The 16,059-nt window shown below is 47.6% G+C and carries 10 protein-coding genes; 1 reads left to right on the top strand and 9 read right to left on the bottom strand.

Features of this window, described 5'->3' with window-relative positions; all coding sequences use genetic code 11:
* Window positions 1-82: 82 nt before the first annotated feature.
* From QP794_RS13510 to QP794_RS13485, 6 genes are all read right to left on the bottom strand, one after another.
* Window positions 83-1,735 (bottom strand): extracellular solute-binding protein, encoded by a 1,653-nt coding sequence (locus QP794_RS13510; protein ID WP_285077244.1) that lies wholly within the window; start codon window positions 1,733-1,735, stop codon window positions 83-85.
* Window positions 1,736-1,796: 61 nt separating this feature from the next.
* Complete coding sequence (locus tag QP794_RS13505; RefSeq protein ID WP_024631734.1) at window positions 1,797-2,693, bottom strand: carbohydrate ABC transporter permease; 897 nt, start codon at window positions 2,691-2,693, stop codon at window positions 1,797-1,799.
* 12 nt (window positions 2,694-2,705) lie between these two features.
* Entirely contained in the window at window positions 2,706-3,632 is a 927-nt protein-coding gene (locus QP794_RS13500; protein ID WP_285077242.1) for an ABC transporter permease, read from the bottom strand.
* Between the two features lie 45 nt (window positions 3,633-3,677).
* The gene (locus QP794_RS13495) at window positions 3,678-6,761 is read right to left on the bottom strand and encodes an alpha-mannosidase (RefSeq protein ID WP_285077241.1); all 3,084 of its coding nucleotides are present in this window, start codon (window positions 6,759-6,761) and stop codon (window positions 3,678-3,680) included.
* A 43-nt stretch (window positions 6,762-6,804) separates the two neighbouring features.
* A complete protein-coding gene (locus QP794_RS13490; RefSeq protein ID WP_285077239.1) occupies window positions 6,805-9,009 on the bottom strand; it encodes a hypothetical protein in 2,205 nt (734 codons plus the stop codon).
* A gap of 163 nt (window positions 9,010-9,172) precedes the next feature.
* Window positions 9,173-10,321: a GntR family transcriptional regulator gene (locus tag QP794_RS13485; RefSeq protein WP_285077237.1), complete on the bottom strand. Its 1,149-nt coding sequence runs from the start codon at window positions 10,319-10,321 to the stop codon at window positions 9,173-9,175.
* Between the two features lie 307 nt (window positions 10,322-10,628).
* Between QP794_RS13485 and QP794_RS13480 the strand changes: the two genes are divergently transcribed.
* Window positions 10,629-12,683 (top strand): GxGYxYP domain-containing protein, encoded by a 2,055-nt coding sequence (locus tag QP794_RS13480; protein WP_285077234.1) that lies wholly within the window; start codon window positions 10,629-10,631, stop codon window positions 12,681-12,683.
* Between the two features lie 208 nt (window positions 12,684-12,891).
* Here QP794_RS13480 and QP794_RS13475 read toward each other — a convergent pair whose 3' ends face one another.
* From QP794_RS13475 to QP794_RS13465, 3 genes are all read right to left on the bottom strand, one after another.
* Window positions 12,892-14,040: a glycoside hydrolase family 76 protein gene (locus QP794_RS13475; protein ID WP_285077232.1), complete on the bottom strand. Its 1,149-nt coding sequence runs from the start codon at window positions 14,038-14,040 to the stop codon at window positions 12,892-12,894.
* 166 nt (window positions 14,041-14,206) lie between these two features.
* Window positions 14,207-15,094, bottom strand: a complete 888-nt coding sequence (locus QP794_RS13470) for a carbohydrate ABC transporter permease (RefSeq protein ID WP_024631741.1) — start codon at window positions 15,092-15,094, stop codon at window positions 14,207-14,209.
* Window positions 15,095-15,104: 10 nt separating this feature from the next.
* Entirely contained in the window at window positions 15,105-16,055 is a 951-nt protein-coding gene (locus QP794_RS13465; RefSeq protein ID WP_483311905.1) for an ABC transporter permease, read from the bottom strand.
* Window positions 16,056-16,059 lie beyond the last annotated feature (4 nt).

Raw genomic sequence — 16,059 nt, 5'->3', positions numbered from 1 at the left:
ATAGGCTTTGCTCGACTTGTTGACCAAGGCGCTGCAAAGCCTATGTGACTCCCGTGCTAATCGGTAACCTGCCACTTCGGCATTAGTTCGGCATTTGAACAGTTACGATATCTTTTCCTTTCAGGTTCTCATTGGTAAACTGCATCGCTTGATCGTATCCGGTCTTCCGAAGCTGATCCCTGAGATCGTTGATAATGCTAAGGGCCGCTTCATCTGATTTTGCGAAAATGGCTTCCTTCCAGGCATCTCCCATCCGGTCCATGGAAGGCTTGAGCATTTCCCATTCCGGTGACTTGGTAATCACATCGCCCGGGTTATAGGCTGTTATTACGTGAATACCATTGGGACGCAGGATTTTCCGGGCATTTTCCATGGCATCGAGCCGATCCTGATCTGCCCAGATGTCTCCGCCTGCTGCCGAGTTGATGCGATCAAGTCCTGTGATCGATTCCAGTCCGATGCTAATGCCCTCATTCTTGCGAGCTTTACCGGATTGATCTGCTGTAAACTTGTCGAACCAATCCTGGTTCGGTACGGGTTTGCCGTCCTTCATATCCCAATGAACCCCTTGAACTCCGTACCGGGCCAACATGAAGCCTTCGTCAGATGCCATGTAATCGAGAAACTTAAGTGCTGCATCTACACATGCACCCTTGCAGCTACTGGTGATAGCCGTTACGTTGTTTCCTTGAATGCCAAGATCGACAGGCCGGCTCGGATCAACATCTGCTCGTTCCAATGGTCCGATTGGGATGTAATCGCTTCCAGGATGGGAAGTAACATATTCTTTGGAGGCGTCCAAAATGGCCGGATAATGTGCAGCAAGGATAGCAATGCGTCCTTGATTGATTTTTTCCTTGGCGATGGGATCGGTCTGAGTAAAGGCTTCGGGGTCCATCAGCCCTTCTTCAACCAGTTTACGATAGAACAGCGTGTATTCTTCATAACCTTTGGTGAAAAAGTTATGCTCTACCGTTCCGTCACCTTTGTCTACATAGCCTGCGCCCGAATAGAACATGGTGTTGCCGATACCCACGGACCATCCGTTACTGAAGCCGCCCAGCGGAAATACGGGCTGACCGCTCTCCTTCAGATTGGCATCTTTAATTTTTTGGAGGAAGTTATAGAAGTCTTCCTTGGTCACCACAGACTGTGGATCAACGCCGACTTTCTCGGCAATGTCTTTGCGAACATAGAAGCCATACAACCAATCCATGCCATCTTCGTTCGTCGCGGGCTGATTTTGTAAGAGTAAATATTTCTTACCGTCATACGCATCTATTGCTTTTTCATAGAGTGCTGGCGGTACATTCTCTTTGGCAATGGATTTGGCCAGGTTCGGATAATCTCCCAATTTATCGGATATATCAACCAGCTGCCCCTCTTTGGCAGCCTTGATGATTCCGTCCAGCTCGCCTCCCCATGCAGGCCCGGTATAGATATCCGGCAAATCCTGTGTAGCGAAAATCTGGTTTACTTTCTCCGTCTCGCTTCCTTTCGTATATTCCCACTCCAAGGTAACGCCTGTTTTCTCTTTGATCACTTCCTCCACAGGTGTCATTCCATTATCCGATCCGCCTGAGCCATTCCAATTATGCAATATTTTAAGTTTACTACCGTTCTCCCCTTCTGCACCTTCCCCGTTCCCGGATGAACTCGTGCAGCCGCTCAGCAAACCTCCAACCATGATGGACACGAGCAACATGGATACACCTTTTGACCAAATGCTGTTCAAACCAATCGCCTCCTTGAATATATGATCTGGTCAAGCTCTAGCAATTTCAGGTCAGGATGATCTACCCTTTAACCGAACCGATCATAACCCCCTTCACGAAATATCGTTGCAGAAACGGATATATACATAAGATCGGGAAAACCGTTATGACCAGCAAAGCCATGCGAAGGGATTCAGGTGTTGCTCCTGCCCCGCCGACACCACCAACGGTCTGACCACCCTGCTGTGCTGCACGCTGCATCGAATTGGACAGCGCCTCTGCTTCAGTCAGCATTTCTTGCAATAGGGTCTGCACCGGGATCAAATCTTTGTTGGATACGTAATAAGCGCCCGAGAACCAGTCATTCCAGTGGGCTACCCCAATAAAGAGCGAGATGGTTGCCAGTACCGGTCCGGAGAGAGGCAGAATGATTCGTATAAAAATTTGAAAATCACCATACCCGTCAATACGGGCGGATTCCTCCAGCTCTTCCGGTATGCCTTGCAGAAACGTTCGAATAATGATGATGTGCATGAAATTGAACAGCATAGGCAGAACGTACACCCAGAAGCTATTGATCAGATGCAGCTTTTGGAGCGTAATGAAGAACGGAATGAATCCCGCACTGAAAATCGTGGGCAAAAAGATGTAAAAGGTAAAAAAAGAGCGACCAGGCAATGATTTTTTGGAAAGTGCATAGGCCATGAGTGTACACAACACAACGTGGAGGAAAGTACCGAGCACGGTGCGCATAATCGTAATTTGATAGGCCTTCCAGATTCGTGCGTTATCGAATACCTGGGCATAGTTATCCAACGTGAATTGGCGAGGAAGAAAATAAATTGCCCCTTGCATCGAGTCCTTACCGTCATTCAGTGAATAAGCCAAAATGTAAATGAACGGGTAGATCATGGAGAATCCAACTAAAGCGAGAAAGGTATAGTTAAGCACTGAGAATAAGGACCATTTTCGTTCCATAAGGTCACCTCCTTAGAACAGGGATACATCACTGACTTTGTTGGCGATGCGATTGACGGTTACAACCAGAATGAGTGCGATAACACTTTGGAATAGTCCGACAGCTGCAGCGTAACTGAGACGCCCTTCCCGGATCCCAGAGTTAATGGCGTGTACGTCCAGTACACTGCCCAGACTTGCGGTCGCCGGTCCATTCAGGAGAAGCAGTTGTTCATACCCCGCACTCATCAGACTGCCCACGGCGAGTATGAATAATATGATGGCCACATTGCGGATACCCGGAAGTGATATGTGCCACATCTGCCTGAAGCGTCCTGCACCATCCATTTTGGCAGCTTCGTAAAGCTGTTGATCAATACCCGCAATAGCGGCCATAAAGATGATGGAATTCCAACCGATATTCTTCCAGATGTCCGAACCAACGATCATCTGATAGAACCACGTTGGATTGTTCAGGAACTGGATCGACTCCGCTCCAAATGACCCCAATAAGTCGTTGACTGGACCCCCATACGGCGTTAGGAGCCGTTGCATCAGGGTGACCACAACGATCCATGATACGAAATAAGGCAAGTAGGAAAGGGTCTGAACCGTCTTTTTGAATTTGATCATTCGGACTTCATTTAACAGGAGTGCAAGAATAATCGGCATTGGAAAACCAATCAGCAGTTTCATCAGACTAATGATAATCGTGTTACGGATGATGTCACCGGACTGGTAGTAATTGAAGAACTGTTCGAAGTACTTGAGGCCAGCCCAAGGACTTCCCGTGAAACCGCCAATGAAGTTGTAATCCCTGAAAGCAACCTGGATTCCATATAGCGGCACGTAAGAAAACAGAAAAAACCAGACGATGCCGGGTAACATGAACAAATAAAAGAGCTTATGCTGCCAGATTCGCTTCATCAATCGATTGTTGCTCTCTCGTGTCTTGATCACATTCCCACCTCTCCTTTCTTAATAAGGGACGGAGAACCGCCCCAGCTATACCTGGCTTAACTTCAGTCGTATCGTAATGATTTCAAATGGTGTGAAGGACAGAGCGATCTCGGATGCTTCTTCAATTGGAACGGTTGAAATCATATTTTCCATAAGATCCGTCGTCCAAGCCTCTGCTACCTGAAATCCAAGGTGTAATGCTGTGGAGGCACGGGTTCCTGAAGTTTCAAATAGACGGACGATGATGTCGTCACCCTCTTCGGCTTTTTTGACCGATTCCACCATGATGTGCGGATGATCTGGTTGAAGAAATGCTTTGGAATACGGGAGCTTACCGTTCTGCTTCGCAGATCCAGATGATAAGGAAACCGTACGAAGCGGGATGTTCAGTTCATTACCTCTTCGATAGACCTCAGCCTGAACATGATTGCCTTGATGCGGATATAACGAGTAGGTGAACTTATGCTCCGCACGATCTGCTTCGGGGTCTGGGTATGAGCTGCTGCGCAGCAAATTCAGATCAAGCACATTATCGATGGCTCGATGACCATATTTACAATCATTAAGCAGTGCAACTCCATAATCCGGCTCGGATAAGTCAATCCACTGATGAGCGCATATCTCATCCTTGGCGAAGTCCCACATGGTATTCCGATGGGTCGGTCTGGTCAAACTGCCAAATTGGATCTCACAGTGAACCTGGTCTGTACGGATATTCAGCGGGAATGAAGTACGGAGCATTTTCCCATGCTCCCTCCAATCGACAGTCGTCTCAAAATCAATGCGTCTGCTTCCCTCTGTCAGAACGACAGTCTGGATCAGAGCGGATTCTCCATAGTTATACTCGAAAATCAACCCAACTTTGGGACCATCACGAAGCTCGTGAATGTCTTGAAGCGTTAACGGCATACCCGTATGCGCTGAATAGTCATGACTGAAATCCCAAGCATCTCCCTCGTCGTGATACACACGAAGTGCATTTCCCGGATAACCTTGCGGAATGACTTCTCGAGCTTCTGCCTTATCCCGGATGGAGATGATAGCTCCGTTTCGATCAAACCTTACGATGAAGGTGTCATTCTCCACGACACGCTCATTAGCAGAAACCTGAAATCCCGAATCCCGCATTCCCGGGACCACCTCAGTGGAGGATGCAATTTCATCCATAGCATCCTGGCCCACATGATCAGATATCACGGTGTATCCCATGGACGGCACCTGAATTTGGCGCCAGCTTCCATTTGTGTGAAGCCACTCCTGCCGCTCCCAAGGCAATGAATTGAATATCACTATGGAGGAGTTGGGTAAGGAATCGACATTTGAAGAGATCTGGTCTGCCAAATGGCTGTAGGTTTCGCTAATCATTTTTTCTGTCTGTTCCAAAAGTTCTTCGTATCGTAGGAGTGACTCATCGTACACTCGCTTGATTGAAGACCCGGGAAGGATATCATGGAACTGATACAGGAGGACTTCCTTCCATATCGTTTCCAATGTCTCGGACGGATAAGACTTACCTATCTGGGCAGTCACCAGTACAGAGGCGAACTCCAATTCGCGCAGCGCCTTCTCCATCTTTCGGTTATATCGTTTGCTTCGGGCTTGACTGGTCAGCGTTCCTTGATGTTTTTCTAGGTAAAGCTCCCCGCGCCACGTCTGGAATCGCTCACGCTCTTCATTAAGTCGTTCAAAAAATTTCCACGAAGGTTCCTGTATAACAGGAGACAAGCCAAGCAGGTTCTTCTCCCGTTTCAGCCGCTCCAAATGTTCCTCACCTGGCCCGCCGCCCCCATCTCCTATACCAAAGAGCATCAGTGCATGGCTGGATACATTTTTGTCCAGGTATTCCCGCTCAGCTTTGACGATCGAACGCGGAGCTGCCGGACTATTGTAGGTATCCTCAGGCGGCATATGTGTTAATACCGCTGAACCATCAATCCCCTCCCACAGAAAGGAATGATGGGGATGTCGGTTGTACTCACTCCAGGACAGCTTCTGGGTCATCATATAATCCACACCTGATTTCTTTAACAACTGAGGCAAACTTGCCGAGTAGCCGAATACATCAGGCATCCAGAGTGATTTCATTTCCAGACCGAATTCCTGTTGAAAATAACGCTTGCCATACAGAATCTGGCGTACGAGTGATTCACCACCAGGCACATTGGTATCCGACTCCACCCACATGGCCCCCTGCGGTTCCCATCTGCCTTCACGTACCCGTTCCTTGATCTGATCATACAGCTTGGGATAATGCTGCTTCATCCAATCGTACAGCTGTGGTTGGCTTGCTCCGAACACATAATCGGGATAACGCTCCATCATGCGGAGCACTGTGGAGAACGTTCTAGCTCCTTTCCGGATCGTCTCACGGATCGGCCATAACCAGGCCAAATCAATATGGGCATGACCGATAGCGCTTAGGGTTAAAACCGGATCGCCTCCCTGCATGCTAAGCTGTTTATCCAGTCGTTTCTTCGCTTGCTCAATGTGTTCTTTCGAAAATGCTGTCAGCTGTAATGAAATGTCATAGAGCGTTTGAAAAATTTTCTCCTTACGAGCGGAACCTTCATGGAGCTGCTCTGCCGTTTCCAAAAGCACCTCGGTATCATAATAGAGATTCCGAATATCTTCCCTGCAGAAGGCGATCACGGCCTCTTTCAATGTTCCTCCCCGATACTTGCCAAACAGATCATTATTGCCTGCATCTGCCCACACTTCAACTTCCTGCCCATTCACAGACATCTCCTGGAGCTGCACGACTCGTTTACCAGGAAGACCTAGTGAAAAATCAAACTCAGAGTTAATGGTAGTTAATCCCTGGATCGGTGAGCCTTCATGGTCAACCAGACACAGCTCACCGCTGACATCCAGCAAGAGGACTGCATTCTGATGTCGTTCGCCTGCCCGTAGACGGCCCGCAAAGCGGAACCAGGCACAGTCCCATAAATCCCCCCATCGTTCTCCTTGCGTGAGAGTCACTTTTGTGCCGGACATCCGTTCCTCGTATGATACGGGCTCTGGGGTAACCCATGCCGTCACTTCCAACTCGGCAATCGGCTCATATATGGCTTCCCGAAGTTTGTTTAACATCTGTTTTAACCGTTCAGGCCTTATCGGTTCGTATGGCATGCTAGTATACTCCTCTCTGTTACATCAATCAGGTTATATAAAATCAGGAAGTCCAGCGGACAGAAACCTCTGCGTTGTTCTCATCACCATGTTCGTACTGAAGAAGAACGGTCTTTGAATTCGGGTCCCATTCCCACACAGCGGGTGCCGTCCGCTCTTGAACGACATACTGGGCAGACAATGGTCTGGCCTTGCAGTACAACCTTGCCGTTGCCTTCATATTGGCAGGACCTTTCGCAATGAATCGAAAACCCGTGGCAGACTGTGACAGACCTTCTATTCGGGAGGAAGCAGCAATAACGGATACTTCTCCATCTGTTGGACGACCCGCTTCGATATCGTAAAGCAGGGCTTGCTCTCCCTGTTTTAGAGCCACTTGACTCAGAACGGAGAGCTTTGAATCAAACAAATCCACCATCGGACCTGAAATGACCACCTGCTCTTCGCTGACCGACTCATCCAGAATCGATACGATTAGATAAGGACCTCGTCTAATTTTGAAATATGGCTTCGATTTCCACTCAAGTTCTGGTCCGTGAAGGGTCTCCATCGTTTCTTTGACGGATTGGCGCAACCGATCAGCCCCTGCCTTGGATAAAGTGAAGTCAGCCGGATGTTCATTCAGCCAGCAAACGATCCCTTTTCCAACCTTATTGATCCCTTCCCTCTTATCTTTCAGACCTAGCTGCTCAAACAAATGTGCTCGAGGAGAGTTATGTGCCGGATCAGACTGCCCTTCCTGGCCGTCAGGGTTCCACCATGCACGAATATTATGATACGGATCGCTGTCGTCGCCAACGTAGATTAACGCTCCACCATCCTGCACCCACTGTGCAAGGGCATAGTGAATGTCCGGATATTCCGGTTTGATGAATTCATAGCTTAGTATGAGCACACGATAACTTGCCAAGTAACCCGGATACCGCCTTACATTATCCAGTTGAAGGGGTCTCACGGGAACCCCGTGTTTCAATAAAGGCAGTGTAAGTCCGTAAAAAGGGGAGAAATCGAGCAGTTCGGTATCGCCATCCTCCTGAAATCCTTCAGGGTCTGTTCCATCGTATTTACCGGCATGGGGTGCATTGGGATCTGGCTTCATCCGTTGATACATCGCTGAGTCTGCAATGAAAACGCCAACTTGTAATGGTTCCTCGGCTGTTTCAACCACATCCTGATCCATGTTACCTAGAGTGTGCATGACTTGAAGCAAAGTTGTGGCATAGTCTGACGGAATTTGCTCCTTGCCAGAGCCGTCCTCGGATGGGTAAGTACCTTGGAAGATTCGTCGAGGCCAAGGTGAGACTTCATAATGGGCGACCCCGGGATGCAAGAGCGAGGCAACCACAGTCTTTAAATAGTTCTGTCGGTAATCGGCCCAGGTATAATTCGGGTTATCTTCAATCGGATCATGTAGGAACCACATTCGTCTGTCGGTCCCACGAACCAGCTCTTGCATTACGCCATATTCAAGGTAAGCGGTTTCAAAGGTACGTTCTTTACGCTTGCCTTCATACACATTGGGGGTTCGGGATGTCCCGGTCCAGATCTGTGCAATGTATCCATCGATGGAAGGCAGCTCTAAAAGCTGAGATTGTGGACTGACTATTCGCCACTGTGTGTAATTAATCAGACTATGGGTCGGGACATAAAAGCGAAGGACACGACCATAACGTTTTAACGCGTAGTCCTTCATCTCGGCACATAATCGGTCCAGGACGCGTGTATATAAATACGCTTTTAATTTGGAAGCTCGAAATTGTGAATCTGGCGAAGCATGGGGTGGAATCCAGGGTTCCTTGTAATACAGCTGCCATTCCCGTTTAAAAGCTTCCGAATATCCTCCGTTTACCCAAAATTCAGGTTCCTCCAGATGGATGGCCTCTACACCGGCGTCAACAGCGAGACGTATTCGCTCCGCTATGTAATGGCCAAAGGAAATCGTAGGCACCATGTATGGAATGACCGGTTTGTCCCCGTGAAGAATCATATTCCCCTGACGGTCCGTTTGAGCTTCATCCCAATGCGTTGCGCCATCAACCTCGCCATCGAGATAGTTGTTGTAGGTCCCCCAGGCAACACCTGTCATCAGATGAACGATATACCCTTTTTCTTTCCACTTCTGAATGCGTTCCTGCATCGACTCGTCAATCCCGTAAACCATTACAAAGTCAGTCTGCAAATCATAGTCGGCATGATAAGGAGCGGATTCTTGAAATCCGGTACGCTCTTCCTTTCGATCTCGTGCCACATTCTTAGCCTCCCCTGCTCGTATTTCATTTGGGTTGCAATGTATGACTATCCATCATTTTCTAGACTATAATATATGATATGAATATATTCAATATGTTTTTATAGAAACATAAAAAAACCTTTCCCGTTTTTGACGGAAAAGGTTTTCTTTTTTGTGAAATTCAGGCTTGAGGAACCGTTCCGGTGGTTTGACGTATGACCAGTTCGGGTTCAATCAGAATTTTGCTGTAGCTTTTCACTTCCCCATGACCACGCAATACTTCAAGTAATTTAACAGCTGCCTGATATCCCATATTGCGCTCAAACTGCTTCACATGGGTAAAAATGCTGAATTCCTCCACAATGGATGTCGGGTCATCGAAGCTTACAATTGATACATCTTCAGGCACCCTAAGTCCTGCTTGCTTGGCCATTTGATAGATTTGTACACCCAGTCTACCGTTAAGCGAAACATATGCCGTGACCATTCGGTTTTGGATATATCGGTACAAGGGGTGGGCCTCCGCATCCTTCAGTTCGCTTAGCGGTTGGAAATCCGTAATCATATGCGCAGGATTGATTAAAGCCCCTTTGCCTTTTAAAGCCTCAATATAACCTTCAATCCGCTCCTGAACCGTGACCGTCTGCAGGGGAGAATCCGAGCAAATGGCGATATCCCGGTGTCCAAGCTCCCACAGATGCTCCACGGCTAGTCTCGTGCCCCGCCTACCATCTGCCGCAATATAATGCGTCTCCACCCCTGGCAAATAGCGATCCATCAGTACAAAAGGAAAACCAGAGAGCTTCATACCGAGGATCTCCTCGTTGTAGTTCTCCTCATCTACAGGAAAGATTAACAGACCCTCTGCCCCAAGTGCCTTCATCTCCTTGATGACATCTTTCTCTTTATCCAGCTTGCCATGAGTAAACATGATCATGCTGCGATACCCTTCCTCGCGCAGTGCTTGCTCAATTCCCTCAACGAGTCTAATGGCAAAATAATCATGAATAGAGGGCATAATGATGCCAACCATTCCGCTAGAAAGTATCCCTTCTCTGCCCTTCATCGTGGCAGCTTGCGTTGATGTCACAGAAGCACTATCGGCTTCTTCTGCTACGAAACTGCCTTTCCCCGGCACACGTGCAATTAATTTTTCATTTGCTAATCCGGTCAGCGCATTGGCAACCGTAATTTTACTGACCTGAAACTGATCCATCAGATCCTTCTCTGTCGGTATGCGATCACCGGGTTTCATATTTTCTGAAGTTATGACATGTCTGATATAGTCCTGGATTTGTTGATACAACGGAATTCGATCGTTTGTACTCATTTTGATCACATCACCAATTCATTCATAATATTTGAGATATATAATATATCCTTTCACATACAAGTGCAATAAACAAGCTGGGTTTATCTGCAGTTGTAAAGATCATTCTCCTGATATCACCCCATTTATTATGCCAGATTTCCAGGAATGATGGGAACTTTTGTCGAACCCCTTGTAAAATTATATATGAATATATTTAATATGTGTTGGATAGAGATGTGTTGATCGGCTTTCGGCCGCAAAAGGAGGATGGGTATTACGAAGGCACACGCTCTAATTTCTGACTATAACAAGGAGTGAATTCGCCATGGCTCGTAGATTCACGATTCTCTGTTTAGCCTTCCTATGCGCTTTTTCATTAACAGCCGGTGCAGCTTCCGCTTCGGAAACAGATGTACAAACAGCTAAACCTGATGGTTCCAAACACCGTGAACTACCAAGCTTCAAAAAGCCGAAACACCTGGATGCAGCCGACATCTATGATGCGCCAGGTGACATCAAATTGTTGATGGGAACTTTGCAGGGAATCGTTAACAGGGAACAACCCCGAATCTATCTCATCGAATCACAGGAAGAAGGGAAATTGACCTGGCTTAAAGATATCAACGTGCCGTACACGCTCCATCCAGATTATTGGGAGGTATTCTCTGCTTATCGCAGCGAGGTCAAAGGCATGATCGTATATGATCCCAATGTACCGGATACGATTAACGTAGCAACCACGCTCGCAGGACTGAAGAATGCTGTTGTGGCCAGCCCCGAGCTGGCAACCAAATTGTCCAAAGCACCTTACAAATTAAAGATTATGGATGATCTACGAGGTAAATTCAATAGTCGGATGGATGCTTATACCTGGCAATATGAGAATCTGTGGAAGAAAACGAGTCATCAGATGTTAGTTGGACTTGATCCAGATACAGCGATTCGCATCCCTTCCGGAATGCCAGAATCATTTGTGACGATTACAGAGGAAAAGCAGCAGATCCGGGATGCAAGCAACCGTGATACGTATTCTCTGGACCTCTCCTCACTTCTGGGCAAAACTTCGGTATATTTGCGATTTGATGATGCCTTCACTCAGGATGGCTGGGGACCAGCTGTGCATGAGATTACCGTTAAGGCTGATGGAAAAGAGATTGCAAAATTCGTCGCAGGAACACCGGAAGAAGAAACATTTCTTTACGACAGACAGAATTCCAAGGTTAATGAAGGTCAAGGTGGCCACCGTTTCGCCGATAATGGCAACTATTTTGTATTTGAATTCAGTCCTCCTGCCGGAACTCAGAACCTGACGGCTGAAGTGGATATGTGGAACCAGTACAAAGTATCAGCGGGGAATATCCGTCCACTTTCCGCTGAGCAACAGGAACCCTATGCCTATTTAAGAGATTATGCAGTCGCGAATAAAGCGATGGTGTTCTGGTTGGATTCCAATGTGCCTGAGCAAAAGACACTCTTCGAGAAGATCATGTCTGACGTAAAACCGGGAACTCCCTACCTCGGCTGGTTCAGCAATGATGTTGAGGGTGAGTTTAGCTCCGTTGAGATTGCTTCACGTTATGGTGTCTACGTTCTCGCTGCCGACTGGTTCAGTAATCTGACCGTTTTCTCGGGAACCGAGCCGAAGTTCAGCCCGGTGAAAAAATCTCCGCGACCTGCGCTGGAGAACAAAATCTATGTAACGTATACCTTCACGGAAGGCGATAATTTTCAGTATAATCAGCATCGCATGCGTGTGATGTGGGATGATCCTGCCAGGGGAAAGGTTCCGATCAACTGGACTTCGAGCCCGCTTCTCTACGAGGCAGCCCCGGCGATCCTGAATTATTATTTGAACACCGCAACACCGAATGATCTGCTGATCGCAGGACCATCCGGTGCAGGATACTTCTATCCGGGGGCATGGCCCGATTCAAGCTTCCGACAATTCTTGCAGCAGACCGAGAAGTATATGAAAAAGACAGGTATGACGATCCCTTATGTTTTGAATCGTGCAGACAGCGAGAATGTACCTCTCACGCCATTTAAAGCAAGCGCTTACGAACAGGATTATAAGGCACCCGGCTTATTCATTAGCTATGAAGACAACTATGGTGTTGAGATTGTTGGCGACAGTCTGCCGGTATCCACGATTCGTGGGATAAGTACCGTGCAGGACGGATTACAAGTGCTGAATGACGCAAAAGCAAATTGGGACGGCAAATCCCCGTTGTTCGTTTCTCTTGGATTGCTTGCATGGAGCACGACCCCATCCGATGCCTTGGCAATCACAGAAAAGCTCGGATCGGAATTCAAGGTTGTCCGTGCTGATGACTATTTCTCCTTCATTCGAGAAAGTTACCACTTGCCCGCTAGCAAGTAATTACGATACTTACAGGAAATGTGCAGTCGCATAAAAGCATCGTACCCCCGTGATGTCGGGTACGATGCTTTTTTCCATGACGGAGCCGGGTTCAATTACAGACATCATAAGTCAGCAGCATATAGTCTATCTCTCGGAAAGATTATATGCTGTTGACGCTGACTTCTAACGATTGTTGTACCGTTGACGATCCTCAATTTCAAAGCAGCTACTTCTTTATTGGTTTATCTGGCTTATCTGGCTTATCCACTTTGCCTGCTTCCAGCTTTGCAGCTCCTTCCAGAAGAAATACCCCGCTGAGCTGAGCGGAAAGGTCGAGCGGGTTCTGGGCGGGTTTGCCCCAAGCCTGACCGAATAAACCGTTATCCCGGCTGCCCTTCAGCAGGGCATCGGCGTTGCGGTAAATCGCCTTTTTCAGGCTCTTGTTATGCCCGGTTTCATACAACTCAACCATATAGCGGATCAATATGCCTTTGAACAAAGCACCATCCCCGTCGCCGTCCTCTTTAAATATGCCCGTCTTCTCATCTGTTAAGGCCTTCAAAGAACCGGCTGCCGTTTTCTCGGCATCTTTCAAATAAGCCTTCTCCCCCGTTATCCGGTAGAGCTCGACACCTGCTCCAATAAACGTGCCTTGATTGTACGTGAAGATCCATGCTTCATTTACATCCAGTGTGCCATCCTCCCGCAGCACCAATCCATCTGCTACCTGGCCTGTTTGCGAATGAACCAGATATTTTTTCTCCCAATCGTATATTTTCTTGGCCCATTCCAGATCCATCCTATCGCCAAAACGTTCGTACAGTCTTGCAGCCAAGATGGCGGCAGGCCCGTTGGAGCACGCATTTCGGTTATCACGCTGATCCTTTTTCCAAGCCATACCGCCAAGCTCATCTTCCCACCAGGCGGTCTTGATGTCATCCCACAACTCCAGAACATATCCCTTCATTTCTTCACTTCCTGTTGCATCATACAGACGAAGCCCGGCAAGCGCGAGCCATTCCATATCATCGTAGAATTCATTGTGAAGTGAGCCGTTGCGTGCAATGATACTGCGAACAAGTTCTTCTGCACGCTCCGTGTACGCCTTATCTCCTGTACGTTCGTATCCATCCACCAATGCATCGACCGCATGAGCCTTCCACCAGTAATTTAGGGCCTGTTCACCTTCAGGCGTTGAAGGATAAGCATTATTCATCATTTTGGATGCATCGTTCCAGTAGTATTCATGCAGCTTCCCTTGTGCCCACTGCGCCTGATCCGCATAACGATTCTTACCGCCGCTTGTTGCCCCCATCGTAGTGACCAGAATAATACTGAGTACCAGCGTGAGGCTCACTATTTTCCTTTTGCTCATCAGATCCCTTCCCTTCTCCAATCGACGTATAACCAAAATAGTTCACTCGTAAAGCTGTATCAATCCCTTGCTCCAGCTCTGTTCATTCGTACCTGTACCTGACGTTGTCTTTCACCCCCTTTCCACATGTCTCAGGCTGGGCAGCCAATGATGCTGCTTGCCCGAGCTATTCCTTCACAGCACCCAGAACGATACCGTGGATTAAATAACGTTGGAGAAAAGGATAAATCAGCAGAATGGGAATCATGGAGACCAGAATTTTGGCAGAGTTCAGTGTGGTGTTAGAGATTTTATTAAACTGCTGCAGCTGTTCGACCGAAAGATTCTGCATCTGATCACGTGTGAGGCTGAGCCTCTGCAGATAGGTCTGAAGTGGTATTTTGGAGCTGTCGTTGATCAAAATAATGCCGTCAAAGAAATTGTTCCAATGCCCGACAATGACAAAAAGCGTAATGGTTGCCAGACTCGGCATGGAAATGGGAATGAAGATTTTGAGCAGAATTTTAAGCGGACTGGCTCCGTCAATAAATGCGGCCTCCTCCAGCTCCTTCGGAATTCCCTTGAAGAAGTTCATCAGGAGAATCACATTAAAGACAGGGACTGCTCCTGGCAGAACCAGCGCCCAGATGCTGTTGATTAACCCCAAATTGCTGATCACCATATACCAAGGCACGATTCCCCCGCTGAAAAGCATCGTAAACACTATAATCCACATATATGTGTTTCTCGATCTGAATTGTGTAACGCTGCGAGATAACGGGTACGCCATCAGGATGGTCAAAATCATGTTGATGGCTCCCCCAAGCACTACCCGCTCGACGGAGATAAGAAAAGCTTTCCAAAACTTCGTATCATTCAGAATCTGCCCATACGATGAGAAATTCAGTTCTACTGGAAAAAAGTAGACCCGGCCTGCATTAACAGCCGTGCTGCTGCTGACCGACACCATAATGGTATTAACGATCGGAGCCAGGGACATGAACGTAATTAGGATCAACGCAAACATAATCAACAGGCGGGATAGCCTGGATCCGAGCGATTTGGATTGAATCATGCTAACCCTCCTAGAAAATTCTGTACCCCGCATACCTCGAAGCCAGCCTGTAGGAAATCACAATCAGAACAAAGCTGATCACTGATTTCATCAGTCCAATCGCTGTTGCAAATGAATATTGCATGTTGATCAGACCCATACGGTACACAAAAGTATCGATAATATCGCCTGTTTCGTATACCAGCGGATTATACAGGTTGAACACCTGATCAAAGCCCGCATTCAGCACATTGCCAAGACTTAGCGTCCCCAGCAAAATAATCGTCGGGAACATACCCGGCAGCGTGATGTTCAGCGTTTGCTTCCAGCGACTCGCGCCGTCCATTGCGGCCGATTCGTACAATGCAGGGTTGATCGCCGTTAATGCAGCCAGATAGACAATCGTCCCGTAGCCAAATTCCTTCCAGGTATCCGTTACAATCAGCAGCGGCCTGAACCAGTCATTGCTCGCCAGAAACATAATCCGCTCCAGGCCGAGAAATTCAAGTATGTTGTTTACCATGCCATCAAAGGAAAAGATCATGGTCAACATTGTGCCCAGAACCACCCATGACATAAAATGCGGCAAATAGACGACGGTTTGAATCGTGCTTTTGAATGCCTTCAGACGCACCTCATTAAGCAGCAGAGCGAATACGATGGGTACAATTAACCCCAGAACAATCTTCCCGACTGCGATAACCAACGTATTCACAAAGATCTGCTTCGCATCCGGCAGTTGAAACATATACGTGAAATTGGAAAGCCCTGCCCATTTGGACCCGAATATACCTTTGGCGGGAATGAACTTTTGGAATGCCATCACAACCCCGAACATCGGTACTATAGAGAAAATGAACAGCATGACCATGCCCGGCAGCAGCATAAAATGATAGGTCATTTCGTCAAAGGTTTTACGTTTCTTTTTCCTCGGGTAACGCACTTTCCGCTCTTGATTAACGGCTGTCTCCATCTGTGCCATTGTC

Origin of the sequence: Paenibacillus sp. UMB7766-LJ446 (genome assembly GCF_030226665.1) — a bacterium.
Taxonomy (GTDB): Bacteria; Bacillota; Bacilli; order Paenibacillales; family Paenibacillaceae; genus Paenibacillus; species Paenibacillus vandeheii.
Note: the sequence above shows the minus strand (reverse complement) of the source record. Positions and strands in the feature narration are given on the sequence as shown.